Below are 21,350 nucleotides of genomic sequence, written 5' to 3'. Positions count from 1 at the left end.
TCGTTCACGCGTCCGGAAAGTCGGTCACGTCGATTCCCTCGCGGCGACCGTCCAGAATCTCGAACTCCTCGCCGCGCCGAACCTCCAACCACCGGAGCAGTCGCGCGGCCCACGCCAACTTCTTCGCTTTCGCCTCGCCGACGGCGGGGTCGTCGAAGTCCCATCCAACGAATCGGAGTTCGGCCGCGCCGAGGTGGTCGGCGAGAAACGCCGCCCGGTCGCCGTCGGTGAACCCACCGAAGTTCCGGACGTGAGCGACCGGCCGGGCCTGCGTGGTCGGCAGGACGCTCCCGGCGTCGAATTTGGGCACCCACTCGCGGACCGCCGGAACGTTGTCGCCGTGGGCGTGGGCCGCGACCGGGACGCCTTCCGCGGTGAGCTCGCGGGCCGTCTCGGGATTCTTGTCGAGGTCCGTGACCATGCAATCGACCCCGATTCCCGCGTCCCGCAGGTCGTCGGCGGCCGTCGAAGCCGCGAACACGGCGTCGGCCCCGCGAGCGCGCGCGAGCTGGTCGGCGTCGGTCAGCGACGGACCAGCGCCCGCGACGGCGACAGTCCGGCCCGACACGTCGAGGTCGGCGAGTTCGAACGGCCGGGTCAGTTCGGCCAGCACGTCGCGGGCGAGCTCGTCGGCCTCGCGGCCGAACCCGAAGTCCGACAGGACGCGCTCGTAGATTGGTCTCCACGTTTCGTAGTTCATGTAAGAACCGTCTGAGCCGGAAGTTCGCTTGCAAGTACCCCTACCCGCGAGCGCCCTTCCAGCTTCCCAACAGCGGTTTCTTTCTCCCCCGGCATAAGTTTTCTCTTACCGTTTCGGCCGAGTCACGGTATCGAAAATCGCCCCAAGACGGTCCGAAGCGCCGGTTACGGCGTCTCGCAGGCGGGCGAGCGCGGCGGGCGACCCCGCGAGCAAGTCACCCGCGGTGCCGGTGGTGAAGACGACCCCGGCGTCGGCGGCGGCCGCGGCCAGCGTCTCGCGCTCGGCGGCGGCGAGACCCGAGAGCTCGAAGACGCGGGTCGTCGCGTCGTCGGCCCGGTCGGGGTCGGCCCCGAGACGTTCGAGGTGCCGCGCAGTCTCGGCCGCGGAGGTCACGTCTAACTCCTCGACGCCGAGTTCGTCGTCGCCCAGTCGCTCGCGGGCGAACGCCGCCCCGATTTTCGCGGCGTCTGCGGTCTCGGCCACGTCGTGGGTCCGGACGACGTGCGCGCCGCGTTCGACCGCCATCGAAGTCGCGGCGAGCGAGACCGGCAGGGCCTCGTCGGTACTCCGGTCGGCGAGTTCCCGGAGGAAGTTCTTCCGGTTGATGGAGACCAGAATCGGCTGGCCGAGACCACGGAACTCCCGGAGGCGGCGGAACGTCTCGCGGTCGTCCGCGAGCGTCTTGGCCTCCGACCACCCGCCGAACGCCGGGTCCACGATGGTCTTGTCGGTCAGGCCCTCGCGCTTGAGGGCGTCGTAGATGTCGTCTACCTTCTCGATTGCGCCGGGGCGTTCGAGGTCCGGCGGACTCGCCATTTTCACCACCGCGGCGTCGTGGTCCCGGCACACGTCTGGCATCCGTGGGTCGGCGAACCCGCAGATGTCGTTGACCATATCGAACCCCCGCGAGAGAGCTTCGTCGGCGACTTCGCCGTAGCGCGTCTCGATGGAGAAGACGGCATCGCCCGAGACGCTCTCGATGGTTTCGAGGGCGGTGTCGAGGCGGTCCAGTTCCTCCTCTGCCGAGAGAACCTCGAAGCGCTTGTTCGCGGATTCGAGACCCACGTCCACGATGTCCGCGCCCTCCGCAATCAGTTCGGAATCGACGTACTCGGCGGCCTCGCCGGGGTCGTCGTAGACGCTCGGGTCGTAGGGCGACTCCTCGCTGACGTTCAACACGCCCATGATTCGCGGCGGGTAGTCGTCGCCGATGCCCAGTCCCGCGGCGATGACGTTTTGCATGTACGGTCCAAGCGACCCCCGGATAAAAAGTCGGACTATTCGGCGTCGAACGCTACGACTGGTCTTTCGGGTCCACTTCGGGACCGCTCGGCGAGTCGGCACCGGAGAACGCGGGCGGTTCTTTGACGCCCTCGTCGGTGTGGAGAACGGTCATACCACCCTGTTCGGACATCGCGCCGTACACGCCGCCGAGGGTGAAACCGCGCTCGGCGACTGCGGTCCAGAAGGACACGCCGTCGGGGTCGTAGCTGGCGACTTCAGTCGGAGTCGAGGGGTCGGTCACGTCGTAGACTCTGACCCCGCCCTCGTACCACGAGGCGTGGAGTCGGTTCTCGGTCACGTCGAAGTTGTGGGAGGTGCGGAACCCGCTGACGTTCGGCGGGTCGATGCGGCCGACCTGCGTCGGCGCGCTGAAGTCCGACACGTCCCACACGTCGATGCCGCCGGGACCGCCGAGGAACGTCTCGGCACCGACGTAAACGTGGTCGCCGTCGGGCGACGGTTGGACGTAGTGGGCGTTGCCGGGGGCCGCGTAGTAGCGGGCCAGCGGAAACACCTCGGCGAAGTACTCGTCGATGGTCTCCTCTTCGACGCGCCACGGTCGGATGACTTCGTCGCCTCTCGGGGCCGCGCCGAACTGGGTCACGAACTCGGGGTCGGTCGGGTCGCTCGCGTCGAGGACGACGGTCCCGGCGTCCCAGAACGCGGCGTAGACGAGTCCGTCTTGGGCGTAGAGGTCGTGACACGGATTGACCCCCGCCTTCGCGTACGCGGGCAGTTCGTCCTTGAGATACCACGTACTCGCGTGAGTGGGGTTCGCGGGGTCGCTCACGTCCACGATTTCGACGCCCGCGTCGCCGAACAGACGAGCGAGGTCACGCTGACCGTCGCCGTCGGTGTCGATGTTCCACGGTTCGCCGAGCGCGAGGTAGGCGTAGTCGCCCACGAGGTGGCAGTTGTGGATGTTCGCCGACGGGGTGGGTTCGTAGAACGACTGGTACTCGGGGTTCGTAGGGTCGCTCACGTCGTACAGCGCGATGCCGCCGGGATTCTCGGTGTCGTTGGCGAGGGCGGCGACATCGCCGTCTACCTTCACGTCCTTGACGCTCAGGGTCGGGTCGGCGAGTTCGTCGTTCAGGTCGGCCACGGCGACGGTCTGCGGTCGGCCGGGGTTCTCCCAGTCTACGACGGCCATCCCGGTTCCGTTCGCCACGTACGCGTACCGTCCCTGTGCGACGGTCTCCATCGCGCCGTCCACGGCTTGCTGTCCGAACAGACGAAGCGACCCGAGGTCGGGGGTGGCACTCGCCGTGCCGACGGTTCCAGTCAGTGCGGCCGTACTTCCGAGCAGTTTGAGTATCGTGCGACGGTTCTTTTCTATCATCTGAACAACCAGATGGTGAATCGGTGAGATGGGACTTCGTTATGATTCGTCAGAAGCGATTCTGGTGGAGTCTGAAACGGTCTACGCCCGGAAAAAGGCACTCGATTTCGGGGACGGTATCGCACGCCGAAAACGCCGTCCGGAAGCCCGGAGACGTTCGACGTTTCGCCACAACGATACTATACATTCAAATAATCGTTGTTTCGCGGCGAGACGAGTCTCGTCTCGCCGCGACGACTCGGGTCCCGCGCCGGACGTTATTCCGATATGATGTCGAATTCGGAAATATATAGAATCGCTTCAAAACTATTTTTCTATGGTAAACAAATGTTTATCTGTCTAACGGTGCGTGCTGGCGCGGCGTCGCCGGTCGCTTTACTCCCGACGACGCCGCGCCAACCTCACGAGGCCGTCGAGCGAGGCGACCGAACACTGCCAAGTTATAACACGCCACGACGCCCACCAACCTTCATGGACGACCCTTCGGAACCCTACGGCCCGAATCGCCAGCGCGAGGTGTACGCCAGCGGGATGCTCGCCGACCAGCGCCCGGACCTCCCAATCGCGCCCGACGAACTCCGCGCGGAGGCGATGGACGCTCTCTCGGAGGAAGCGTACGCCTACGTCGTCGGAAGCGCGGGCGGTGAGGACACCGCCGACCGGAACCGCGAGGCGTTCGACCGGTGGCGCATCGTCCCGCGGATGTTGCGCGACGTGGCCGAGCGAGACCTGTCGGTCGAACTGTTCGGCCGGAGACTCCCCGTCCCGGTCCTGCTCGCGCCCGTGGGCGTTCAGTCCATCGTCCACGAGGGCGGCGAACTCGCCAGCGCGCGGGCCGCCGCCGACCTCGGGGTCCCGTTCGTCTCCAGTTCCGCGGCGTCGGCCACGATGGAGGACGTGGCCGACGAGTTGGGCGACTCGCCGGGATGGTTCCAACTCTACCCGAGCGCGGACCCCGACGTGACCGAGAGTTTCGTGAGTCGCGCCGAGGACGCGGACTACGAGGCAATCGTCGTCACGCTCGACACGCCCACGATGGGGTGGCGCGAGCGCGACGTTGCGAACGCCTACCTGCCGTTCTTAGACGGCGAGGGCGTGGCGAACTACCTCTCGGACCCCGCGTTCCGCGACTCGCTGGACGCCCCGCCCGAGGAGGACGAGCAGGCCGCCCTCTGGCGGTTCATCGAGCAGTTCGGCGACCTCTCGATGGACTGGGAGACCGTAGAGCGCGTCCGCGACCTGACCGACCTCCCGGTCGTCCTGAAGGGCGTCCTCCACCCGGCGGACGCCCGCGAAGCGGTGCGCCGGGGCGCGGACGGACTCGTCGTCTCGAACCACGGCGGCCGACAGGTAGACGGCGCGATTTCGGCTGTCGAGGCGCTCCCACGAATCGTGAACGCCGTGGCGGAGGAAAATCCCGACGACGACTTCGCGGTCCTCTTCGACAGCGGGATTCGGCGCGGCGCGGACGCAATCAAGGCAATCGCGCTCGGCGCGGACGCGGTTGTTCTCGGCCGCCCCTACGTCTACGGTCTGGCTATCGACGGCGAGGACGGCGTTCGGGAAGTCGTCCGGAACTTCCTCGCGGACGTGGACCTGACGCTGGCGCTCTCGGGCCACGACGAGGTGGCGAAGTTGGACGAAAGCGTACTGGTCGAACGGGACTGACCTGTCGGGCCTTCGACTCCGACCCCCTCGTTTGACGGTCCGGCGTTCCTAACTCCCGAGCATGAACGTCCACTGGCACCGCCGGGACCTCCGGGTCTCGGACAACCGGGCGCTCGCGGAGGCCGCGAGCGGCGAGTCGTCCGCCGACGAGTCGGCGGACGACGGCGGGGTCCTGCCCGTCTTCGTCCTCGACCCCGAAGTCCTCGCCCACGCCTCCCCGCCGCGGGTGGCCTTCATGCTCGACGCGCTCGAATCGCTCCGCGCCGACTACCGCGAGTCGGGCGGCGACCTGTTGGTCGTCCGCGGCGACCCGCGCGAGGAGTTGCCTCGAATCGCGGAGTCACACGGCGCGGACGCCATCTACTGGAACCGCGACTACTCCGGACTGGCGCGCGAACGCGACAGCGAGGTCCGACTCGCGCTGGACGACACCGGGGTCTCGCGGGCGGCCTACCACGACGAACTCCTCCACGAACCCGGCAGTATCCGGACGAACAAAGGCGAACACTACTCGGTGTTCACCTACTTCTGGAAGAAGTGGCGTGACCGGGAGAAAGACGCGCCCTTCGACGCGCCCGGCGAGGGCGAAGTCGTCGCGCCCGACGACGCCGGGGACCTGCCGACGCTCGCGGACCTCGGGTTCGACGCCCCCGAGGCCGAGGTTCCGGCGGGCGGAACCTCGCCCGCCCGCGACCGACTGTCGGCCTTCTGCGAGGACGCCATCTTCCGGTACGCCGAGGACCGCGACTACCCCGGAAGAGACGCGACCTCGCGGCTCTCGGCCCACCTCAAGTGGGGGACCGTCGGGATTCGGGAAGTCTGGCAGGCCACCGACGCCGCGATGGAGCAGGCCGACGGCGACCCCGACGAGGAGGGCACCGAGGCGGCGTCTGTCCGCGAGTTCCAGAGCCAACTCGCGTGGCGGGAGTTCTACGCCCACGTCCTCTCGGCGCGACCTGACGTGGTGAGTCGCAACTACAAGTCCTACGAGAACAACATCGACTGGCGTGACGACGGCGAGGCCCTGCGAGCGTGGAAGGACGGGCGGACCGGCTACCCCATCGTGGACGCGGCGATGCGTCAACTCCGCGAGGAGGCGTACATGCACAACCGCCTCCGGATGGTCGTCGCCTCCTTCCTCACGAAGGACCTCCTGCTCGACTGGCGCGAGGGTTACGACTGGTTCCGCGAGAAACTCGCCGACCACGACACCGCAAACGACACCGGCGGGTGGCAGTGGGCCGCCTCGACCGGCACCGACGCCCAACCGTACTTCCGCATCTTCAACCCCACGACGCAGGGCGAGCGCTACGACCCGGACGCCGAGTTTATCAGAGAGTACGTGCCGGAACTCGCGGACGCCGACCCCGACGAGATTCACGGCTGGCACGAACTCGGTCCCGAAGAGCGCGAGCGAATCGCACCGGACTACCCCGCGCCCATCGTGGACCACGGCGAACGCCGCGAGGAGGCCATCGCGATGTTCGAGCGAGCGCGCGGCGACGACTGAGTTTCCGCGCGGTCGGCGCTCTCAGAGCGCCGACCGCGCTCGCTCCGCCGAGGCGGGACGTGCCTGTCCGCGAACCCGCATATCGCCGATTCGACTACTGGCTTAACACTTAACCGCGTGGCCGTTGCCCGAGAGACGGGGGAAGAGGATGGCTACTTACGAACTACCGGAACTACCGTACGACTACGACGCGCTCGAACCGGCGATAGACCAGCGCATCATGGAACTCCATCACGACAAGCACCATCAGGGCTACGTGGACGGCGCGAACGCCGCCCTCGACAAACTGGAGGAGATGCGCGGGAGCGGCGACTGGGGCGACGTGCGCGCGGTCAAGCGAAGCCTCGCGTTCAACCTCTCGGGCCACGTCAATCACACCGTCTTCTGGCAGAACATGCACCCGGACGGCGGCGGCGAACCCTCCGGCGAGTTGGCCGACGCGCTGGACGACCACTTCGGCGGCTACGACCAGTTCAAACAGGACTTCTCGGAGGCCGCGAAGGGCGTCGAAGGTTCCGGGTGGGGCATGCTGGTCTACGACCACATCGCCGACAAGCCGATGGTCGCGGCGGCCGAGAACCACCAGAACCAGCATCCGCAGGGTGCGACGCCGTTACTCGTCTGTGACGTGTGGGAACACGCCTACTACCTCCAGTACGAGAACAACCGCGGGGAGTACGTGAACAACTTCTGGGACGTGGTGAACTGGGACGACGTGGAACAGCGCTACCAGCAGGCACGGCAGGCCGACGCGATTCCGACCCACACCGGGTCGCACTGACCGACCGTCGCCCCGGTCTGACGCCACCGCGGAACCATAATTTTTCTTACTTAAATGGCCTTCACCAGCCGGTGGCCAAACGACGGCGTGAGAACCGATAACGACGGTTCGGGACTCATCTCGTGGCGTGTTACCAATCGACTTCTCAAAGTTTAAGAGTGAAAGGAGGCATATATAGAGACGAGGTTCAATTATGTCCGAGCAATCAAACCCCGAACTGCCACCGCTTCCGTACGACTACGACGCGCTCGAACCCCACATCAGCGAACAGGTGCTGACGTGGCACCACGACACCCACCATCAGGGCTACGTAAACGGACTCGACAGCGCCGAGGAGACGCTGGCCGAGAACCGCGAGAGCGGTGACTACGGCGGCACCGCGGGCGCGCTCGGCGACGTGACCCACAACGGCTCGGGCCACTACCTGCACACGCTGTTCTGGGAGAACATGGACCCGAACGGCGGCGGCGAACCCGAAGGCGACCTGCTCGACCGCATCGAGGAGGACTTCGGTTCCTACGAGGGCTGGAAGGGCGAGTTCGAGACGGCCGCGAGCGCCGCCGGTGGCTGGGCGCTTCTCGTCTACGATCCGGTCGCCAAACAGCTTCGTAACCTCGCCGTGGACAAGCACGACCAAGGTGCCCTGTGGGGCGCACACCCCATCATGGCCCTCGACGTGTGGGAACACTCGTACTACTACGACTACGGTCCGGACCGCGGCGACTTCGTGGACAACTTCTTCGAGGTCGTCGATTGGGACGCCGTGGCGGAGAACTACGACGACGTGGCTGGCACGTACGAGTAATCCCGGAGCTACCGCTTTTCTTTCGGTCGGTTCGTCCGCGTAGCCTCGCGTCCGCTCGCGGTGACGGCAGTTCCCGCGCGTCCGACAGTCGTCTCTCCGTTCGGATACGTCCCCGTTCCGAGAGCTACGACTGACAACAGTTCCCAAACTCTACCCTAACATGGTGAAACTGTCCCAATAGAGAGGAATATATAGATAACGAGAAAATATATATTTTATTCGGTGGTTTTATCTTACCGTCCGGGCATCGTCTACCCGATGACAGGGAAATCGACTCGTCGGAAGTTCTTGACCGCTACGGGGACAAGTAGCGTACTCGCACTCGCGGGTTGCATCGGCGGTACTGGCGGTTCGGGAACGACCGAGGGCGGGAAACAGGACGACTCGGACGGAGGTTCGAAGAGCGGCGGCCAGAGCGACAAACTCAAAGCCGGTGGCTCCTCTACGGTGTACCCGATTACGAGTACCGCGGGGTCGGTGTGGTCCTCGAACCCGCCCGCCAGCGACGAGGAGTACTGGGGACCGGGACAGTACGACATCGACACCGACGCCCGCCTCGCCGACTACTGGGCGGGTCTCTACGGGTTCGAGTCCACCGGAAGCGCCGCGCCGCCGTTCGACGTGTCGGTCGGTCTGAGCCACTCCGGGACCGGACTGGAGAAACTCAAGAACGGTCTCGTGGACCTCGGCAACGCCAGCGCACCCGTCTCGGCCGAACTCCCCGACGCCAGCGAGGAGGAACTGGAGAAGTACACCGACCACGTGGTCGGCGTGGACGCACAACCCATCGTCGTCAGCAAGGAAATCTACGAGGCGGGCGTCGAGAAACTGACCGCCGAACAGGTCCGGAAAATCTACACTGGCGAAATCGAGAACTGGTCGGACATCGACGCCTACACCGGCGAAGACCGCGAGATTCAGGCCGTCGGTCGCGCCGAGGGGTCGGGCACCGACACCGCGTTCCGCGTGAACCTCTTGGACGGTCCCGACGCGAAGATGCCCGGCGTGGACGTGCGCAAGGGCCAGAACCAGCAGGTCAAGACGCTGGTCTCGAAGTCCGACAACGCCATCGCGTACATGGCGCTGGCGTTCGTCACGGGCGACGTTCCCGCGGTCAAACTGAGCTTCGACGGCACGGTGTACGAACCCGGCGAGAACCTCGCCGACGAGAACTACCCCCTCTCGCGTGACCTCCACTGCTACACCTACGACGGCACCTCGAAGCAGGAAGCGGCGTACCTCCGGATGATTATCAGCGACTTCGGGCAGGAGAACTTCGTGAAGACTCAGGGCTACGCGACCCTCACGGACGAGCGCCAGAAAAAGCAGACGAGCAACCTGCCGGAACCCGAGCAGTAACGTCGGGTCCTCGCCGGTCGGTCGCGCCGCCGGAGACGGCCGCGCCGCGGTATCTGTCGTCCACTTTTCGCCGTTTTCAGTCGCTAATCTCGTCCGTCAGCGCCGCCAGCACGCGCTCGTAGGGGGCCGACACCGCCACCGTCTTCTTCGAGGACGACGCGCCCTGCGCGAGTCGCGCGGGCGCGTCGAGCAGTTCCGAGACCGCTTCGGTGAGTTCGGCGTTCGCCCGGCCCTCGCGGGCGGGTTCGGAGAGTCGGGCCTCGAAGCGGTCGCGCCACTCGTTGAAGTCGCTCGGGACCTGCCGGTCGGCCGCGCCGGGGGTCACGTCGAACGCGACCAGCGTCTCGTCGTCCGATTCGGTCAGCGCGTCTTCCGGGTCGCCCGTCGCCATGACCGAGGGTAGGTAGAGCGCCGGGATGAACCCTGCGTTGGGTCGCTGGGTCGCTGAGTCGCGGTCAGTCGGGCGCGAACTCGTCGGTGGGGTGGTCGTCCACGACGCCTTCGACTGTCTCGTGTAACGCGCCGAAGTCGTAGCCCCCGTCCCGGCGGTCGAAACTGGCGAACACGCCGAGTTTCCGGTCGGCGTCGTCCAGAAACGTCCGGAACTGCTCGAAGCCGTCGAACCCCCGGACGGTGTACTCGTAGGAGGCGTAGTAGAGGTCGTCGTAGGCGTCTCTGGCGACGTAGCCGTAGCGCTCGTTGTCCACGAACCGGGGCACGTCGAGGTCGGCCACCTTCTCTTCCACGTCCTCGCGGAGGTACAGGCCCTCGTAGGCGTGTTGGTCGAACAGCCACGCGTCCCGGAGGGCGTCGGTCCCGAACGCCGAGAACGCCTCGACGAGTGCGCGCTTGGCGTCTCGGGTCGAACCGCCGTCGTCGTCTCCCATCGTCAGAAAACGTTCGTTTCAATAGAGTATAAAAATTAGGGCGCTGTCGTCTCGTAGGGGAAGCGTCTCGTCGGAGTGCGTTCCGTGGGCGTCCTGTGGGCGTCTCGGTGGAATAGTCGGCGCTCGGTAAACGGTGGAACTCCCGGCCCGGCGCGTAGGAGAGGAACCTTCGACCCGGCGCGTGCGGGCGCGGCCCGCAAGTGGCCGCGCCCATCCGCGCGAGGGAGCGGCCGCGTTCAGGCGGCCGCGAGGCTGGGGAGGCGTGAGGCCGCGGTCGCGGTGCGGTTGCGGTCTCACTGGAGTCGGCAGTAGCTAGCGTCCCGGACGCTTCCGCCGTCCTCGCGGCGCGGTGGCGGTGCTGTGCGGTCGGGGAGAGTCGGCAAGAGTCGCCCCGGAGTCGATTCCGAAAGCTCCCGCCCGCTCGCTACGTGTCAACACAGAAATTGCCATAATCGGGGCGAAGAAGTCCTCGAAAGCCCCCGCGAGCGGGCGGCCCCTTTATCCCACCCACGGCGGCCGGTCCGCCGAGCGCATCCTGTCGGCTGATTGGCCGAGCGCATCCTGTCGGTTGGTTCACCGAGCGCGTCCGGACGCCGCCGTCGAAGTCGATAACCCTGAAGGAACGAGATACATTGCTGAAAGAAATGTCTACCCACGAAAAAGAAATAAAAACAATTCCCGTCGCGTTCCGTCGCCGTCGCCGACGAAGAGACGAACGATTTACCCCGCGCTCGGTCGTACGTCCGGCCATGCCCCGACCGAAGTCGGATTTCGACCAGTTGCACCCCTGCGACTTCTACACCGCCGAAGAGTTGCTCGAACCGGACCGGATGTACACGGTCTACGAAATCGCCCGACTCCTCCAAGAACTCGACCCCGACGCCGAACTGGAGGCCCAGACCGAGGACATCCTGCTCGACTGGGCCATCCCGTGGGTGATGACCAACGCCGCCGACCTCGTTATCGCCGAACCCGAGGCCGACGACGAACCGGGTTACTACGGTCTGAAGACCGACGGCGAGTGAGACGCGTGAGACTACTCGTCACCGGCGGCGACCGGGTGGACGCCGGGAAGACTACGTTCACCACCGGCCTACTCAACCGACTCGGCGCGGTCGGGTTCAAGCCCCGCGCGGGCAACGACCACTGGTTCGACCACGACGACTACCGCCGGGCGGTCGGCGACGGCCGACTCTACGGTAAGGACGCCAAGCGCCTCGCGGCGGCGAGTTCCGGCGACTTCGCACCCGAGGACCTGAACCCCGTCCACCGACTCTGGCGACCCTCGCCCGGTCCCGACACCGGACTCGTCGGGCAGGTCCACCGCGAGTTCGTCCTCGACAGGGTTGGCGAGTCGTTCGTCGTGAACGCCCGCGCCGACGTGCCCGAGTCCGCCCGCGAAAATCTCCCGCTCGAAGACGCGCCGACCGTCGAGTCCGTCGAGGAGTTGAACGAGATTACCCGCCAGTTGCACCTCCCGATGTTCGAGGGGTTCGCCGACCGCCTCCGAGCAATCGAGGGCGAGACCGGCGGCGACGCCGTGGTCGAGTCCTACGGCGACGTGGCGGTTCCGATTCGCGGCGTCTCGTTCGACGCCGCGGCCGTGGTCGAACCCGGCCGAATGCGGGCCTACGACGGCGACCGCTTCCTGAAGGCCTGCGAAGTCGCGGGCGGGAGTCCCCGCGACGGCCGACTCGAAGTCCACACGCCGGACGTGACCGAACTCACCGACCCGAAGGCGACTGCCTCGCTGTCCGCGCTTCCGGACGACGACCGCCGCGACCCGAACGCAGTCGCGCGGGCCTACGAAGAGGCCTACGACGAACTGCTCGCAGTCGCCGAGCAGTGAGTCAGAAGCCGATGTGTGAGGTCGAACTCGGCATGCCGTCGTCATCACCGTCGTTCAAGTCGTCCGACCTCGACTCGCCCGACTCGTCTCCGCCGTTCTCGATACTGCCCTCGTGGGCGAACTCGTAGTCCTCGTCGGCGAGGTAGACCGCGCCGTCCTCGACTTCGACTTCGACCGAGACGAGCGTCGTGTCCGCGGCCTCGCCGTTGTCGCAGTGGCCCGAACAGGTGTCGAACAGCGACCCGTGTTTCGGACAGACGAGTTGGCCGTTCCGAACCGGCGCGCCGAATCCCCGGTCGAACCGCTGGGCCTCGTGAGTGCATCGGTTGACCCACGCCTCGACGCCGGATTCAGGGGCCGAGTTCTCGGCCGCCGAATCCGCTCGCTCGCCGTCTTCGCAGGGCACGAGAAGCACTTCGTCCAGTTCGTCGTATGGGTCACGGACCGTGAACAGCCACGACCCCTCGTCGCGGACCGTCTCGGTCGTCGTGAGTCGGGTTCTCCCGGTCACGCCGCGAGCAACGAATCGACGGAAAATAAAACTGGCCGACTCGTCACCGCATCCGGGCCGCTCGCCCCGCCAACTCCACGTCGTGATACGGGTCGGTGGTGACGCTCGGGCCGTGGCCGACGTACATCGCCGCGAGGTGTTCGTCTACTCGCTCGCTCACCCGGTCGATGCTCTCGACGAGTCGGTCCCGGTCGCCCTCTTCGAGGTCCGTGCGGCCGAAACTCCCGTTCTGGAAGACGAGGTCGCCAGCGAACAGGACGCTCGCGCTGTCGGAGTAAAAGCACAAGTGGTCGTTCTTGTGACCGGGCGTGTGGAGCGAGGTGTAGTCGTGGTCGCCGATTCGGACGCGCTCCTCGTCGGCGATGGCGTGGTCTACGCCCGGTTGGTCGGTGTCGTAGCCCCACGCTTCGACGCCGAAGGCGTCTTTGACGGCTTCGAGGTTCCCCACGTGGTCCGGGTGGGTGTGCGTGAGGACGATTGCGTCGAGTTCGGCATCCCGGTCGCGGATTCTGCTCACCGCGTCGAAGTTCGACCCGGTGTCTACCAACACGGTCCGGTCGCCCTCCACGAGGAAGGCGTTGCTCGTGAACGCCTGCACGCCGCGCGCGATGTTCGTAATCATGCTCGGGAGTAGGGATGGAGGGGGTTTGTGGGTGTCGTTGTCAGTTTGGACGATGAGTCGATTTATGTAGTCGGGCGCTACTCGTCTCACCCATGGAAGTCCAACTGCTGGAGGCCACCGACGACCCGGAGGAGGTCGTCTGTTCGGCGGCGCGCAACGACTACATGGAGGAGTTCGTCGGGGACAAATCGTTCAAGGAGGTCATGGCGACGATAGAGGGCGAGACCATCGAGGAGAAGAAAGAGACCCTCATCGGACACCTCCTGAAACAGGGTCACTTCGGTCCCTTCGAACACCCTCAAGCCACTTTCGCCGTGAAGGGCATCAGTCGGTCCTGCATGGCCCAAATCACGCGCCATCGTCACGTCTCGTTCGACGTGCGAAGCATGCGCTACGTCTCGTTCGACGACGTGGACCCGGAAGACGTGGCCGAGGGTGAACTGGTCGTCACGCCGCCGTCGGCGACCGACCCCGATTGGATTGGTCGGAATCAGGAGGGCGGAGCGGTGGACGACGAGACGGTCGAAGAGCGTGAGGCAGTCTTCCAAAAATCAGTCAAGCGTTCGGTCGAGGATTATCAGGAACTCCTTGACCTCGGGATGCCGCCCGAGGACGCTCGGTTCGTCCTTCCTATCGGGACAGAGGTTAACATGGTCATGTCGATGAACGCTCGGATGCTGATGCACGTGGCTGACCTACGGGCCGCGGCCGATAGTCAGTGGGAGATTCGGAACATGACGGAAGAAGTCCTCGACTTGGCGAAGGAGTGGTGTCCCATCACGTTCGACTACTACGAGGAGAACATGAAGAACCGGAAGAACCGACTCGCGCCCTAACGTCTCACTCGTCGGCCAACTCTTCGACCAGCGTCTCCAAACTGTAACTCTCCAGCGGATTGTCCGTGTCCCGCAACGACGAAATTACGAACGTCGAGTTGGTGCGCTCGACGCCCTCTACGGCCTCGAAGTCGCTGATGAGGCGTTCAACCGCGTCGCTGTCGGGGAGGCGCGCGACGACGATGAAGTCGGTCTCGCCCATGGCGAAGTAGGCTTGGGTCACGCCCTCGACTTCGAGCAGTTTCTCGCCGAACTCCTCGTAGGAGTCGCTGTAGTCGGCCAGTACTTCCACGAGGACCGTGACGCCGAGTCCCGCCCGCTCCAAGTCGATGTCGTAGAGGTCGTTTTTGATGACGCCCTCCTCGCGCAGGTTGTTCAGGCGGTAGTGGATGGTCGAGACCGGGATGTCGGTCTCTTCGCTCAGTTTCTCGGGACTTCCGGTCCCGAGGTCGGCGATGGCCTTCAGAATGGTCACGTCGCGCTCGTCCATCGTTCGTCCACGTTGCGCCCCCGCCTACTTAACGTCCGTTTTGTCGGCACGACTGCCGACGACGCCGATTTTCTCCCCGTCGTCAGAAGTCGGCCGAGCGCGATAACGTTAACTATTTTTCTCAGAACTATCTCAATATTCGATTCGTATTCGATTAGATAGCGATTCTTTGTAGAAGGACTTAAGGCCGCGAACCCACGATAGTTGTAACAGAATCATGATTTACGGAGATATTGAAAGTCGAATTCCACTTCCAGCCCTGATGTTCGCACTGCTTGCAATCTTCTGGGGCGGGTCGTTCGTCGCCATCGAAGTCGGACTCCACTACTTCCCGCCGTTGGTGTTCGCCGGGCTTCGGTACGCCGTCGCGGGCGCGGTCATCTTGGCCTACGCCGCGCTCAGGACCGACCGCTGGCGGCCACGCGCACGCGGGGAGTACCTCGCCGTCGGCGTGGTCGGCGCGCTGGTCATCGCTGGCTACCACGCCTTGCTCTACCTCGGCGAGCGACACGTCTCGGGCGCGATTGCGGCGGTCGTAGTCAGTCTCTCGCCGGTCCTGACCGCCGGGTTCGCGGCCGTGGTGCTTGACGAACGCCTGACGCTCACGAAGGGCGTGGGCTTCGCCCTCGGCATCGCGGGCGTGGCGGTCGTCGCGGGCCTGAACCCCGCGAGTGCGCTCTCGGCGAACGTCCTCGGCGTGGGTCTGGTCTTCCTCGGCGGCGTCTGCTTCGCCCTCGGCGCGGTCCTGACCCGGCCGCTCCGACACGACCTGCCCGCCGCGTCGTTGCAGGCGTGGGCGATGCTCGGCGGGGCGGTCCTGCTGTTCGGCGGGGGTGCGCTACGGGGCGAGTCGCTGTCTGCGATTCGGTTGACACCCACCGCGCTGGCGTCGTTCGCCTACCTGACGCTCCTGTCGGGCGTCGTGGCGTTCCTGCTGTACTTCCGACTGCTCGAACAAATCGGGCCGACGAAACTCCACCTCGTGGGCTACCTCGAACCGGTCGTGGCGACCCTCGTGAGTTGGGCGCTGTTGGGCGAGTTGGTCTCGTCTTCGACGCTAGTCGGGTTCGCCGCCATCTTCGCCGGGTTCGCGGTCCTGCATCGGGGCGCGATTCGGTCGCTCGCGGATTCAGTTCGGGAGTCGGCGTTTGCGGACTCGGTTCGCTCGTCGGTCGGACGCGGCGCGCCAGACGCCGCCGATTCGGAGTCGGGCGAGAGCGCGTGGTCGGGGTCCGCGGGTCCCGCGGACGACTGATTTGGCCTTCTTAGTCGTTGTTTTAGCCTCGTATATATTTCCTAAACATATCCATAGAACTGTCCAAGCTGGTGTTTTCCGTGTCCGAAAGGGACTTTTCAACCGTAAGTCCCTTCGTCACGGAAGCAGGTCGTCCGAGAGGTAGTCACCACAGTCTATCGGAATTGCCTCCCACGCGGCTTGGACGGCCTGATACCCAGTCCATCCTTCTCCTTTTAGGATGTCACCGCACGCACGGCAGAACTCGGCTTTCGTACACGCACCGCTATCGAGGAGAAGGTACAGGAGAAACGGCGGAGCGACGGCTTTTCCGGTCTCGTCTCTCCTATCGAACACTCGGTTAATCGCTCTCCGACCGTGTTTGTCCATCAGGATAGCGTAGGTGTACGTTGTTGCGTTCTGTTCGACTTCTCGTCTTACTGCTTTCTCTCCGGCGTCCTCTCCGTGCGGGCGAGGGACACACGAGACGGTGGTGAACGCCCCGTTCTCCTCGTCGGCGAACGGTCGGAGTGCGGTCTCACTTCCGTCGTGGACCCACCGTTCTCGTGTCCCTTCCGGTGCGTAAGCTGACTTCTCGCGGACGTGTCGTTCGAGTTCGTGGTAGCAAACGTTCGTCGTCGTGACGTGTAGGTTGTCGGTGAGTCGCGGCCAGAGACCCGTGTTGGCCACGGCGATGAGTGCGTCAGTATCTACGATTATCGGATGTCGAACCTCGTCGTCCACACAGTCTCAGTCCTGAAAAACTCCGTCGGTGTCGAGTTCTGCCGCGTCTTCGAAGGCAGTCCGCTCGCGTTCGATTTCTTCGATGGCGTCACCGAGCAGGATTTCGGCAACCGGGTCGGAAATTTCGCCCCGTTCGTACTGTTGGTGGAGTTGGATTTTCTCCTCGTCCGAGAGCGTCTCACGCAGTTTTTCTTGGAGTCCCCGACGAGCGAGTTCGCTGACGTTGATACCGCCGAGTCGCATCTGGTCGAGTAGCTGACTCGCGCGCTTTTCGGCCCCTCCACGGAACTGGATTTTGTCGTTCTCCATCGCCATCGTATCTTGACGTACTTGCTCCACGAGGATAGATGTTGTGACTAGCCATCCACGTCATGACTACGACGATTACACCTAAATAGTCTGTAAATCTGTTGTCGGCAGTGGTGAAAAAGGCTAGCCATCTGTAAGCGAACCCGACTGCACCGCGACCGTGCTACGACTGCACCACGACGACGGAAATCCGGGGTGCTAGCCTCTCCCGACTCCTGTGGGACCGCACCCGCACTACGACCATGGGCCACACCCTCCCCGACCGACTCCTTCGCTCCCTGCGGTCGCTCAGTCGTCCGCCGTCAGTGGCACGCTCTGACGAGCCTGCGCGAACTGACGTGAGCGCAGACATCGGAAGACGCCGTTTGTCTTCCGAGCCGTCGTCGCACCATCGACCGACACCCTCCACCACCCCACTCCCGGCCCACCGCCGGGCGATTCTGCGCCGAGCGCACCACTTTTCGGCCCCCCGTCCGTATGCCGCGGTATGGCTACGCACGACGCGGGAGACCCCGCCCGCGACCCCCGCGCGGACTACGACTACCGGTCCGACGAGGTCGCACGCACGGGGTTGGTGTCGGACCTGCAGTCGCTCGTGGACGGCGACGTGCGCTTCGACAGCTACTCTCGACAGCTCTACGCGACCGACGCCAGCGCCTACGAGGTGACGCCAATCGGCGTCGTCTTCCCCACCGACACCGGCGACGTGGCGGCGGTGATGGACTACTGCGCCGACCGGGAGATTCCGGTCCTCCCCCGCGGCGGCGGGACGAGCCTCGCGGGACAGGCCGTCAACGAGGCGGTGGTTCTCGACTTCACGCGACACATGGATTCTGTCCTCGAAGTCTCGCCCGACGCCGAGACGCCGACCGCCCGCGCTCAACCCGGCGCGGTGCTGGCGGAGTTGAACGACGAACTCGCGCCCCACGGTCTGAAGTTCGCTCCCGACCCCGCGTGGGGCGACAAGTCGGCGCTCGGCGGCGCAATCGGCAACAACTCGACCGGAAGCCACTCGCTGAAGTACGGCAAGACCGACGCCTACGTCGAAGAAGTCGAGGTCGTCCTCGCCGACGGCACCGTCACCACTTTCGGCGAGGTCGAACTCGCAGAACTCCGCGAGCGCGCCGACTCCGACGGGGACCTCGAAGCCCGTATCTACGCCGAAGTCGCCCGGATTCTCGACGAGGAGACCGAGACCATCGCGGAGGCGTATCCCCAACTCAAGCGGAACGTCTCGGGGTACAACCTCGACCGGCTCGTGGACGAGACGCGCGAGGCGCAACGCGCCTCGAATGCGAGCGGTGAAACCGCGAGCGAGGATGGCGCGGTCAACCTCGCGCGCCTGCTCGCCGGGAGCGAGGGGACGCTGGCAATCGTGACCGAGGCGACGGTCGGACTCGAACCCGTCCCCGAAACCAAGTCGATGGCGCTGTTCGCCTACGACGACCTGCTCGACGCGATGGAGGACGTGGCCCCCATCCTCGACCACGACCCCTCGGCGGTCGAAGTGCTGGACGACGTTCTTATCGACCTCGCACGCGACACCGAGGAGTTCGCCGACGTGGTGGGGATGCTTCCCGAGGGCACCGACTCGGTCCTGCTCGTGGAGTTCTACGCCGAGAGCGACGAGGAAGGCCGCCAGAAGGTCGCGACCCTGCGCGAGGACCGCGAGGGCGAACTCGCCTTCGCCGGGATGGAGGCCCACGACGAGGCCGAACGCGCCCGGTTCTGGAAGCTCCGGAAGTCCGGGCTTCCCATCCTGCTCTCGCGCACCTCCGACGAAAAGCACATCTCGTTCATCGAGGACGCCGCGGTGCCCCCCGAGAACCTGCCCGAGTACGTCGCCGACTTCCGGCGAGTCCTCGAAGACAACGACACCTTCGCCAGTTTCTACGCCCACGCCGGGCCGGGGTGTCTCCACATCCGACCGCTCGTGAACACCAAGTCCCCCGCGGGCGTCAACCAGATGGAGAACATCGCGGACCGAGCCACCGACCTCGTGGTCGAGTACGGCGGGTCGGTCTCGGGCGAACACGGCGACGGCCGCGCCCGGACCCAGTGGAACCGGAAACTCTACGGCGAGGAAGTCTGGCAGGTGTTCCGCGACCTCAAATCGGCCTTCGACCCCGACTGGTTGCTGAATCCGGGCAACGTCTGTGGCGACCACGGGATGACCGAGAACCTGCGGTTCGACCCCGACTACGAGTTCTCGGCCGGGTTCGCGCCCGAACTCCAGTGGGAGAACGAGAACGGCTTTCAGGGGATGGTCGAACTCTGTCACGGGTGCGGAGGATGTCGCGGCGGGCAGGTGACGACCGGCGGCGTGATGTGTCCGACCTACCGGGCCGCGGACGAGGAAGTCACGAGTACCAGAGGCCGGGCCAACATGCTCCGTCAGGCGATGAGCGGAGAACTCCCGGAGGGCGAGCAGTTCGACGTGGAGTTTATGGCCGAGGTGATGGACCTCTGCATCGGGTGCAAGGGGTGCGCCCGCGACTGCCCGAGCGAGGTTGACATGGCCAAACTCAAGGCCGAAGTCGAACACGAGTACCACCAGCGCCACGGGTCGGACCTGCGCGAGCGACTCTTCGCCAACGTCGCCGCCCTCTCTTCGGTCGGGAGCGCGCTGGCACCCCTCTCGAACTGGGCCAGCAAGGTTCCCGGCGCGCGAGGCCTGCTGGAGCGCACTCTCGGCATCGCCAGCGAGCGCAGTCTCCCGACCTTCCACCGAGAGACCCTCGAAGACTGGTTCGAGTCGCGCGGCGGTGCCCGGATTCCGGAGTCGGAAGCCATCCGGAAGGTCGCGCTGTTCCCCGACGCCTACACCAACTACAACCACCCCGACGCCGGGAAAGCCGCGGTCCGGGTCCTCGAAGCGGCGGGCGTCCGCGTCGAGATTCCCGACGGCGTGACCGACAGCGGACGCCCCGCCCACTCGAAGGGCTTCCTCGACGCCTCGCGCGAACGCGCGCAGACGAACGTGTCCGCGCTCTCGGCGCGCGTCCGCGACGGGTGGGACGTGGTAGTCGTCGAACCCTCCGACGCCGTGATGATTCAGTCGGACTACCTCGACTTGCTCGGCGAGCGAGGCCCCGAGTCGAGTCGCTCGGGCGAGCAGTACGCCGAACCCCGGACCGCCGACCCGGAGGAGCGACTGGACGACTCCGGGGAGGAAATCGGAACCGCGGCCGAACGGGTCGCCGCGAACACCTACGGAATCTGCGAGTATCTGGACATCTTCGAGTTCGACCTCTCGTTCGACGCGCCCGACGAGACGCTGACCTACCACGGCCACTGCCACCAGAAGTCGACCAAGAAGGACACCTACGCCGCCAGCGTCCTCCGGGACGCTGGCTACGAAGTGGACGCACTCGACTCGGGGTGTTGCGGGATGGCCGGGAGTTTCGGCTACGAGGCCGAACACTACTCGATGAGTCGGAAAATCGGTGAGATTCTGTTCGAGCAGGTCGAATCGAGCGACGGCGACGCCGTGGTCGCGCCGGGCGCGTCCTGTCGGGCGCAACTCGGCGACAGAGAGGGGACCGATGGCGAACCGCCCCACCCAATCGAGAAGGTCGAAACCGCGCTCCGGTAGGGCGTAAATACCCGTTGTTTTAAATAACAGAGACGACAATATTTCCGTACCTGTCGAGCTACGGAGCGAAAAATATGGGATTTGACACGCGGGCGGAGTCCGACAGGGGCCAAGTCGGTATCGGCACCCTCGTCGTCTTCATCGCCATGGTACTCGTCGCCGCGATAGCCGCGGGCGTCTTGCTGGAGACGGCCGGAACGTTACAGAACCGGGCCGAACAGACCGGTCGGGAGGCGACCGACCAAGTTTCGAACCGACTGACGGTGGTCAGTTCGTACGGCCACGTCACCGACGACGTGAAGAACTCGGCACCGAAGTCGAGCGGGGACATCATGCCGAACGAGAGCGTCGATACCGTGGAGTTGACTGTGAAACTCTCGCCGGGGTCCGGGCCGGTCAACCTCTCGCGGGCGACCATCTCGTGGGTCGGTCCGGAGAACTCGACCACGCTCGTCCACGGGAAAGTCGCGTCCTACGCGCCGGGCGTCGTGGACCGCGGCGAACCGGGGACGTTCGGCGTCGGTGGCGGCGGTGGCGGTAGTCAGACCGACGACCAGAGCCACGCTCACGAGGTGTTCAACACCCACGCACTCGACGGCGGCGACGGCACCGTCCTCACCGAGCAAGACGACCAAATCGAGATACGCGTCAACGCCGGACTCGTCGAGGCGGGCACCCGCGACCCGCTCACGCCGCCGTACTCCGAACCCCTCCCGTCGGGTTCGGAAGTGACGCTCCGCATCACCACCGCGTCGGGCGCGAGTACACTCCACCGCCTCGCCGTCCCGGTGTCGCTGACCGAGAAGTCGTCGGTCTCGCTCTGA

Annotated in this window: 21 protein-coding genes; 11 read left to right on the top strand and 10 right to left on the bottom strand. The window is 65.4% G+C overall.

Features of this window, described 5'->3' with window-relative positions; translation table 11 throughout:
- Window positions 1-4: 4 nt before the first annotated feature.
- The 3 genes from P2T60_RS07395 to P2T60_RS07385 form a co-directional block, all read right to left on the bottom strand.
- Window positions 5-700 (bottom strand): 6-hydroxymethylpterin diphosphokinase MptE-like protein, encoded by a 696-nt coding sequence (locus P2T60_RS07395; RefSeq protein ID WP_276281908.1) that lies wholly within the window; start codon window positions 698-700, stop codon window positions 5-7.
- A gap of 105 nt (window positions 701-805) precedes the next feature.
- Window positions 806-1,942, bottom strand: coding sequence for a dihydropteroate synthase (gene folP / locus P2T60_RS07390; protein ID WP_276281907.1), 1,137 nt, complete (start codon window positions 1,940-1,942; stop codon window positions 806-808).
- A gap of 52 nt (window positions 1,943-1,994) precedes the next feature.
- Window positions 1,995-3,326, bottom strand: coding sequence for an LVIVD repeat-containing protein (locus P2T60_RS07385; RefSeq protein ID WP_276281906.1), 1,332 nt, complete (start codon window positions 3,324-3,326; stop codon window positions 1,995-1,997).
- A gap of 471 nt (window positions 3,327-3,797) precedes the next feature.
- On the opposite strand from P2T60_RS07385, the gene P2T60_RS07380 reads away from it, so the two are divergent.
- The 5 genes from P2T60_RS07380 (at window position 3,798) to P2T60_RS07360 (ending at window position 9,449) form a co-directional block, all read left to right on the top strand.
- Window positions 3,798-4,994: an alpha-hydroxy-acid oxidizing protein gene (locus P2T60_RS07380; RefSeq protein ID WP_276281905.1), complete on the top strand. Its 1,197-nt coding sequence runs from the start codon at window positions 3,798-3,800 to the stop codon at window positions 4,992-4,994.
- Between the two features lie 61 nt (window positions 4,995-5,055).
- Window positions 5,056-6,504 carry a cryptochrome/photolyase family protein gene (locus tag P2T60_RS07375; protein WP_276281904.1) on the top strand — a complete coding sequence of 483 codons (1,449 nt, stop codon included), beginning with the start codon at window positions 5,056-5,058 and terminating at the stop codon, window positions 6,502-6,504.
- Between the two features lie 148 nt (window positions 6,505-6,652).
- On the top strand, window positions 6,653-7,285 hold the full coding sequence (locus P2T60_RS07370) for a superoxide dismutase (protein WP_276281903.1): 633 nt from the start codon (window positions 6,653-6,655) through the stop codon (window positions 7,283-7,285).
- A gap of 193 nt (window positions 7,286-7,478) precedes the next feature.
- The gene (gene sod, locus P2T60_RS07365; protein WP_276281902.1) at window positions 7,479-8,090 is read left to right on the top strand and encodes a superoxide dismutase; all 612 of its coding nucleotides are present in this window, start codon (window positions 7,479-7,481) and stop codon (window positions 8,088-8,090) included.
- Window positions 8,091-8,348: 258 nt separating this feature from the next.
- Window positions 8,349-9,449 carry a PstS family phosphate ABC transporter substrate-binding protein gene (locus P2T60_RS07360; RefSeq protein WP_276281901.1) on the top strand — a complete coding sequence of 367 codons (1,101 nt, stop codon included), beginning with the start codon at window positions 8,349-8,351 and terminating at the stop codon, window positions 9,447-9,449.
- A gap of 76 nt (window positions 9,450-9,525) precedes the next feature.
- Here P2T60_RS07360 and P2T60_RS07355 read toward each other — a convergent pair whose 3' ends face one another.
- Both P2T60_RS07355 and P2T60_RS07350 read right to left on the bottom strand, forming a co-directional pair.
- The gene (locus tag P2T60_RS07355; protein WP_276281900.1) at window positions 9,526-9,840 is read right to left on the bottom strand and encodes a DUF167 domain-containing protein; all 315 of its coding nucleotides are present in this window, start codon (window positions 9,838-9,840) and stop codon (window positions 9,526-9,528) included.
- A gap of 64 nt (window positions 9,841-9,904) precedes the next feature.
- On the bottom strand, window positions 9,905-10,336 hold the full coding sequence (locus P2T60_RS07350; protein ID WP_276281899.1) for a DUF7522 family protein: 432 nt from the start codon (window positions 10,334-10,336) through the stop codon (window positions 9,905-9,907).
- 749 nt (window positions 10,337-11,085) lie between these two features.
- Here P2T60_RS07350 and P2T60_RS07345 point away from each other — a divergent pair.
- Both P2T60_RS07345 and P2T60_RS07340 read left to right on the top strand, forming a co-directional pair.
- Window positions 11,086-11,361 carry a DUF5827 family protein gene (locus P2T60_RS07345; protein ID WP_276281898.1) on the top strand — a complete coding sequence of 92 codons (276 nt, stop codon included), beginning with the start codon at window positions 11,086-11,088 and terminating at the stop codon, window positions 11,359-11,361.
- A gap of 5 nt (window positions 11,362-11,366) precedes the next feature.
- Window positions 11,367-12,185 carry an ATPase gene (locus tag P2T60_RS07340; RefSeq protein ID WP_276281897.1) on the top strand — a complete coding sequence of 273 codons (819 nt, stop codon included), beginning with the start codon at window positions 11,367-11,369 and terminating at the stop codon, window positions 12,183-12,185.
- 1 nt (window position 12,186) lies between these two features.
- On the opposite strand, the gene P2T60_RS07335 is transcribed toward P2T60_RS07340, so the two are convergent.
- Together P2T60_RS07335 and P2T60_RS07330 are read right to left on the bottom strand one after the other, a co-directional pair.
- Window positions 12,187-12,696, bottom strand: a complete 510-nt coding sequence (locus P2T60_RS07335; RefSeq protein WP_276281896.1) for a Rieske (2Fe-2S) protein — start codon at window positions 12,694-12,696, stop codon at window positions 12,187-12,189.
- A gap of 43 nt (window positions 12,697-12,739) precedes the next feature.
- Window positions 12,740-13,318 (bottom strand): MBL fold metallo-hydrolase, encoded by a 579-nt coding sequence (locus tag P2T60_RS07330; RefSeq protein ID WP_276281895.1) that lies wholly within the window; start codon window positions 13,316-13,318, stop codon window positions 12,740-12,742.
- Window positions 13,319-13,410: 92 nt separating this feature from the next.
- Between P2T60_RS07330 and thyX the strand changes: the two genes are divergently transcribed.
- Window positions 13,411-14,154, top strand: coding sequence for an FAD-dependent thymidylate synthase (gene thyX / locus P2T60_RS07325; protein WP_276281894.1), 744 nt, complete (start codon window positions 13,411-13,413; stop codon window positions 14,152-14,154).
- Between the two features lie 4 nt (window positions 14,155-14,158).
- Here thyX and P2T60_RS07320 read toward each other — a convergent pair whose 3' ends face one another.
- Window positions 14,159-14,644, bottom strand: a complete 486-nt coding sequence (locus P2T60_RS07320) for an Lrp/AsnC family transcriptional regulator (protein WP_276281893.1) — start codon at window positions 14,642-14,644, stop codon at window positions 14,159-14,161.
- 262 nt (window positions 14,645-14,906) lie between these two features.
- On the opposite strand from P2T60_RS07320, the gene P2T60_RS07315 reads away from it, so the two are divergent.
- Entirely contained in the window at window positions 14,907-15,899 is a 993-nt protein-coding gene (locus P2T60_RS07315; RefSeq protein ID WP_276281892.1) for a DMT family transporter, read from the top strand.
- Window positions 15,900-16,016: 117 nt separating this feature from the next.
- Here the strand turns inward: P2T60_RS07315 and P2T60_RS07310 are convergent, their stop codons facing one another.
- Entirely contained in the window at window positions 16,017-16,622 is a 606-nt protein-coding gene (locus P2T60_RS07310; RefSeq protein WP_276281891.1) for a hypothetical protein, read from the bottom strand.
- A gap of 6 nt (window positions 16,623-16,628) precedes the next feature.
- A complete protein-coding gene (locus P2T60_RS07305; RefSeq protein WP_276281890.1) occupies window positions 16,629-16,937 on the bottom strand; it encodes a DUF8065 family protein in 309 nt (102 codons plus the stop codon).
- A gap of 481 nt (window positions 16,938-17,418) precedes the next feature.
- Between P2T60_RS07305 and P2T60_RS07300 the strand changes: the two genes are divergently transcribed.
- Both P2T60_RS07300 and P2T60_RS07295 read left to right on the top strand, forming a co-directional pair.
- Window positions 17,419-20,526 carry an FAD-binding and (Fe-S)-binding domain-containing protein gene (locus tag P2T60_RS07300; protein WP_276281889.1) on the top strand — a complete coding sequence of 1,036 codons (3,108 nt, stop codon included), beginning with the start codon at window positions 17,419-17,421 and terminating at the stop codon, window positions 20,524-20,526.
- Between the two features lie 74 nt (window positions 20,527-20,600).
- Window positions 20,601-21,350 (top strand): archaellin/type IV pilin N-terminal domain-containing protein, encoded by a 750-nt coding sequence (locus tag P2T60_RS07295; RefSeq protein ID WP_276281888.1) that lies wholly within the window; start codon window positions 20,601-20,603, stop codon window positions 21,348-21,350.

Origin of the sequence: Halorussus caseinilyticus, assembly GCF_029338395.1 — an archaeon.
Taxonomy (GTDB): Archaea; Halobacteriota; Halobacteria; order Halobacteriales; family Haladaptataceae; genus Halorussus; species Halorussus caseinilyticus.
Note: the sequence above shows the minus strand (reverse complement) of the source record. Positions and strands in the feature narration are given on the sequence as shown.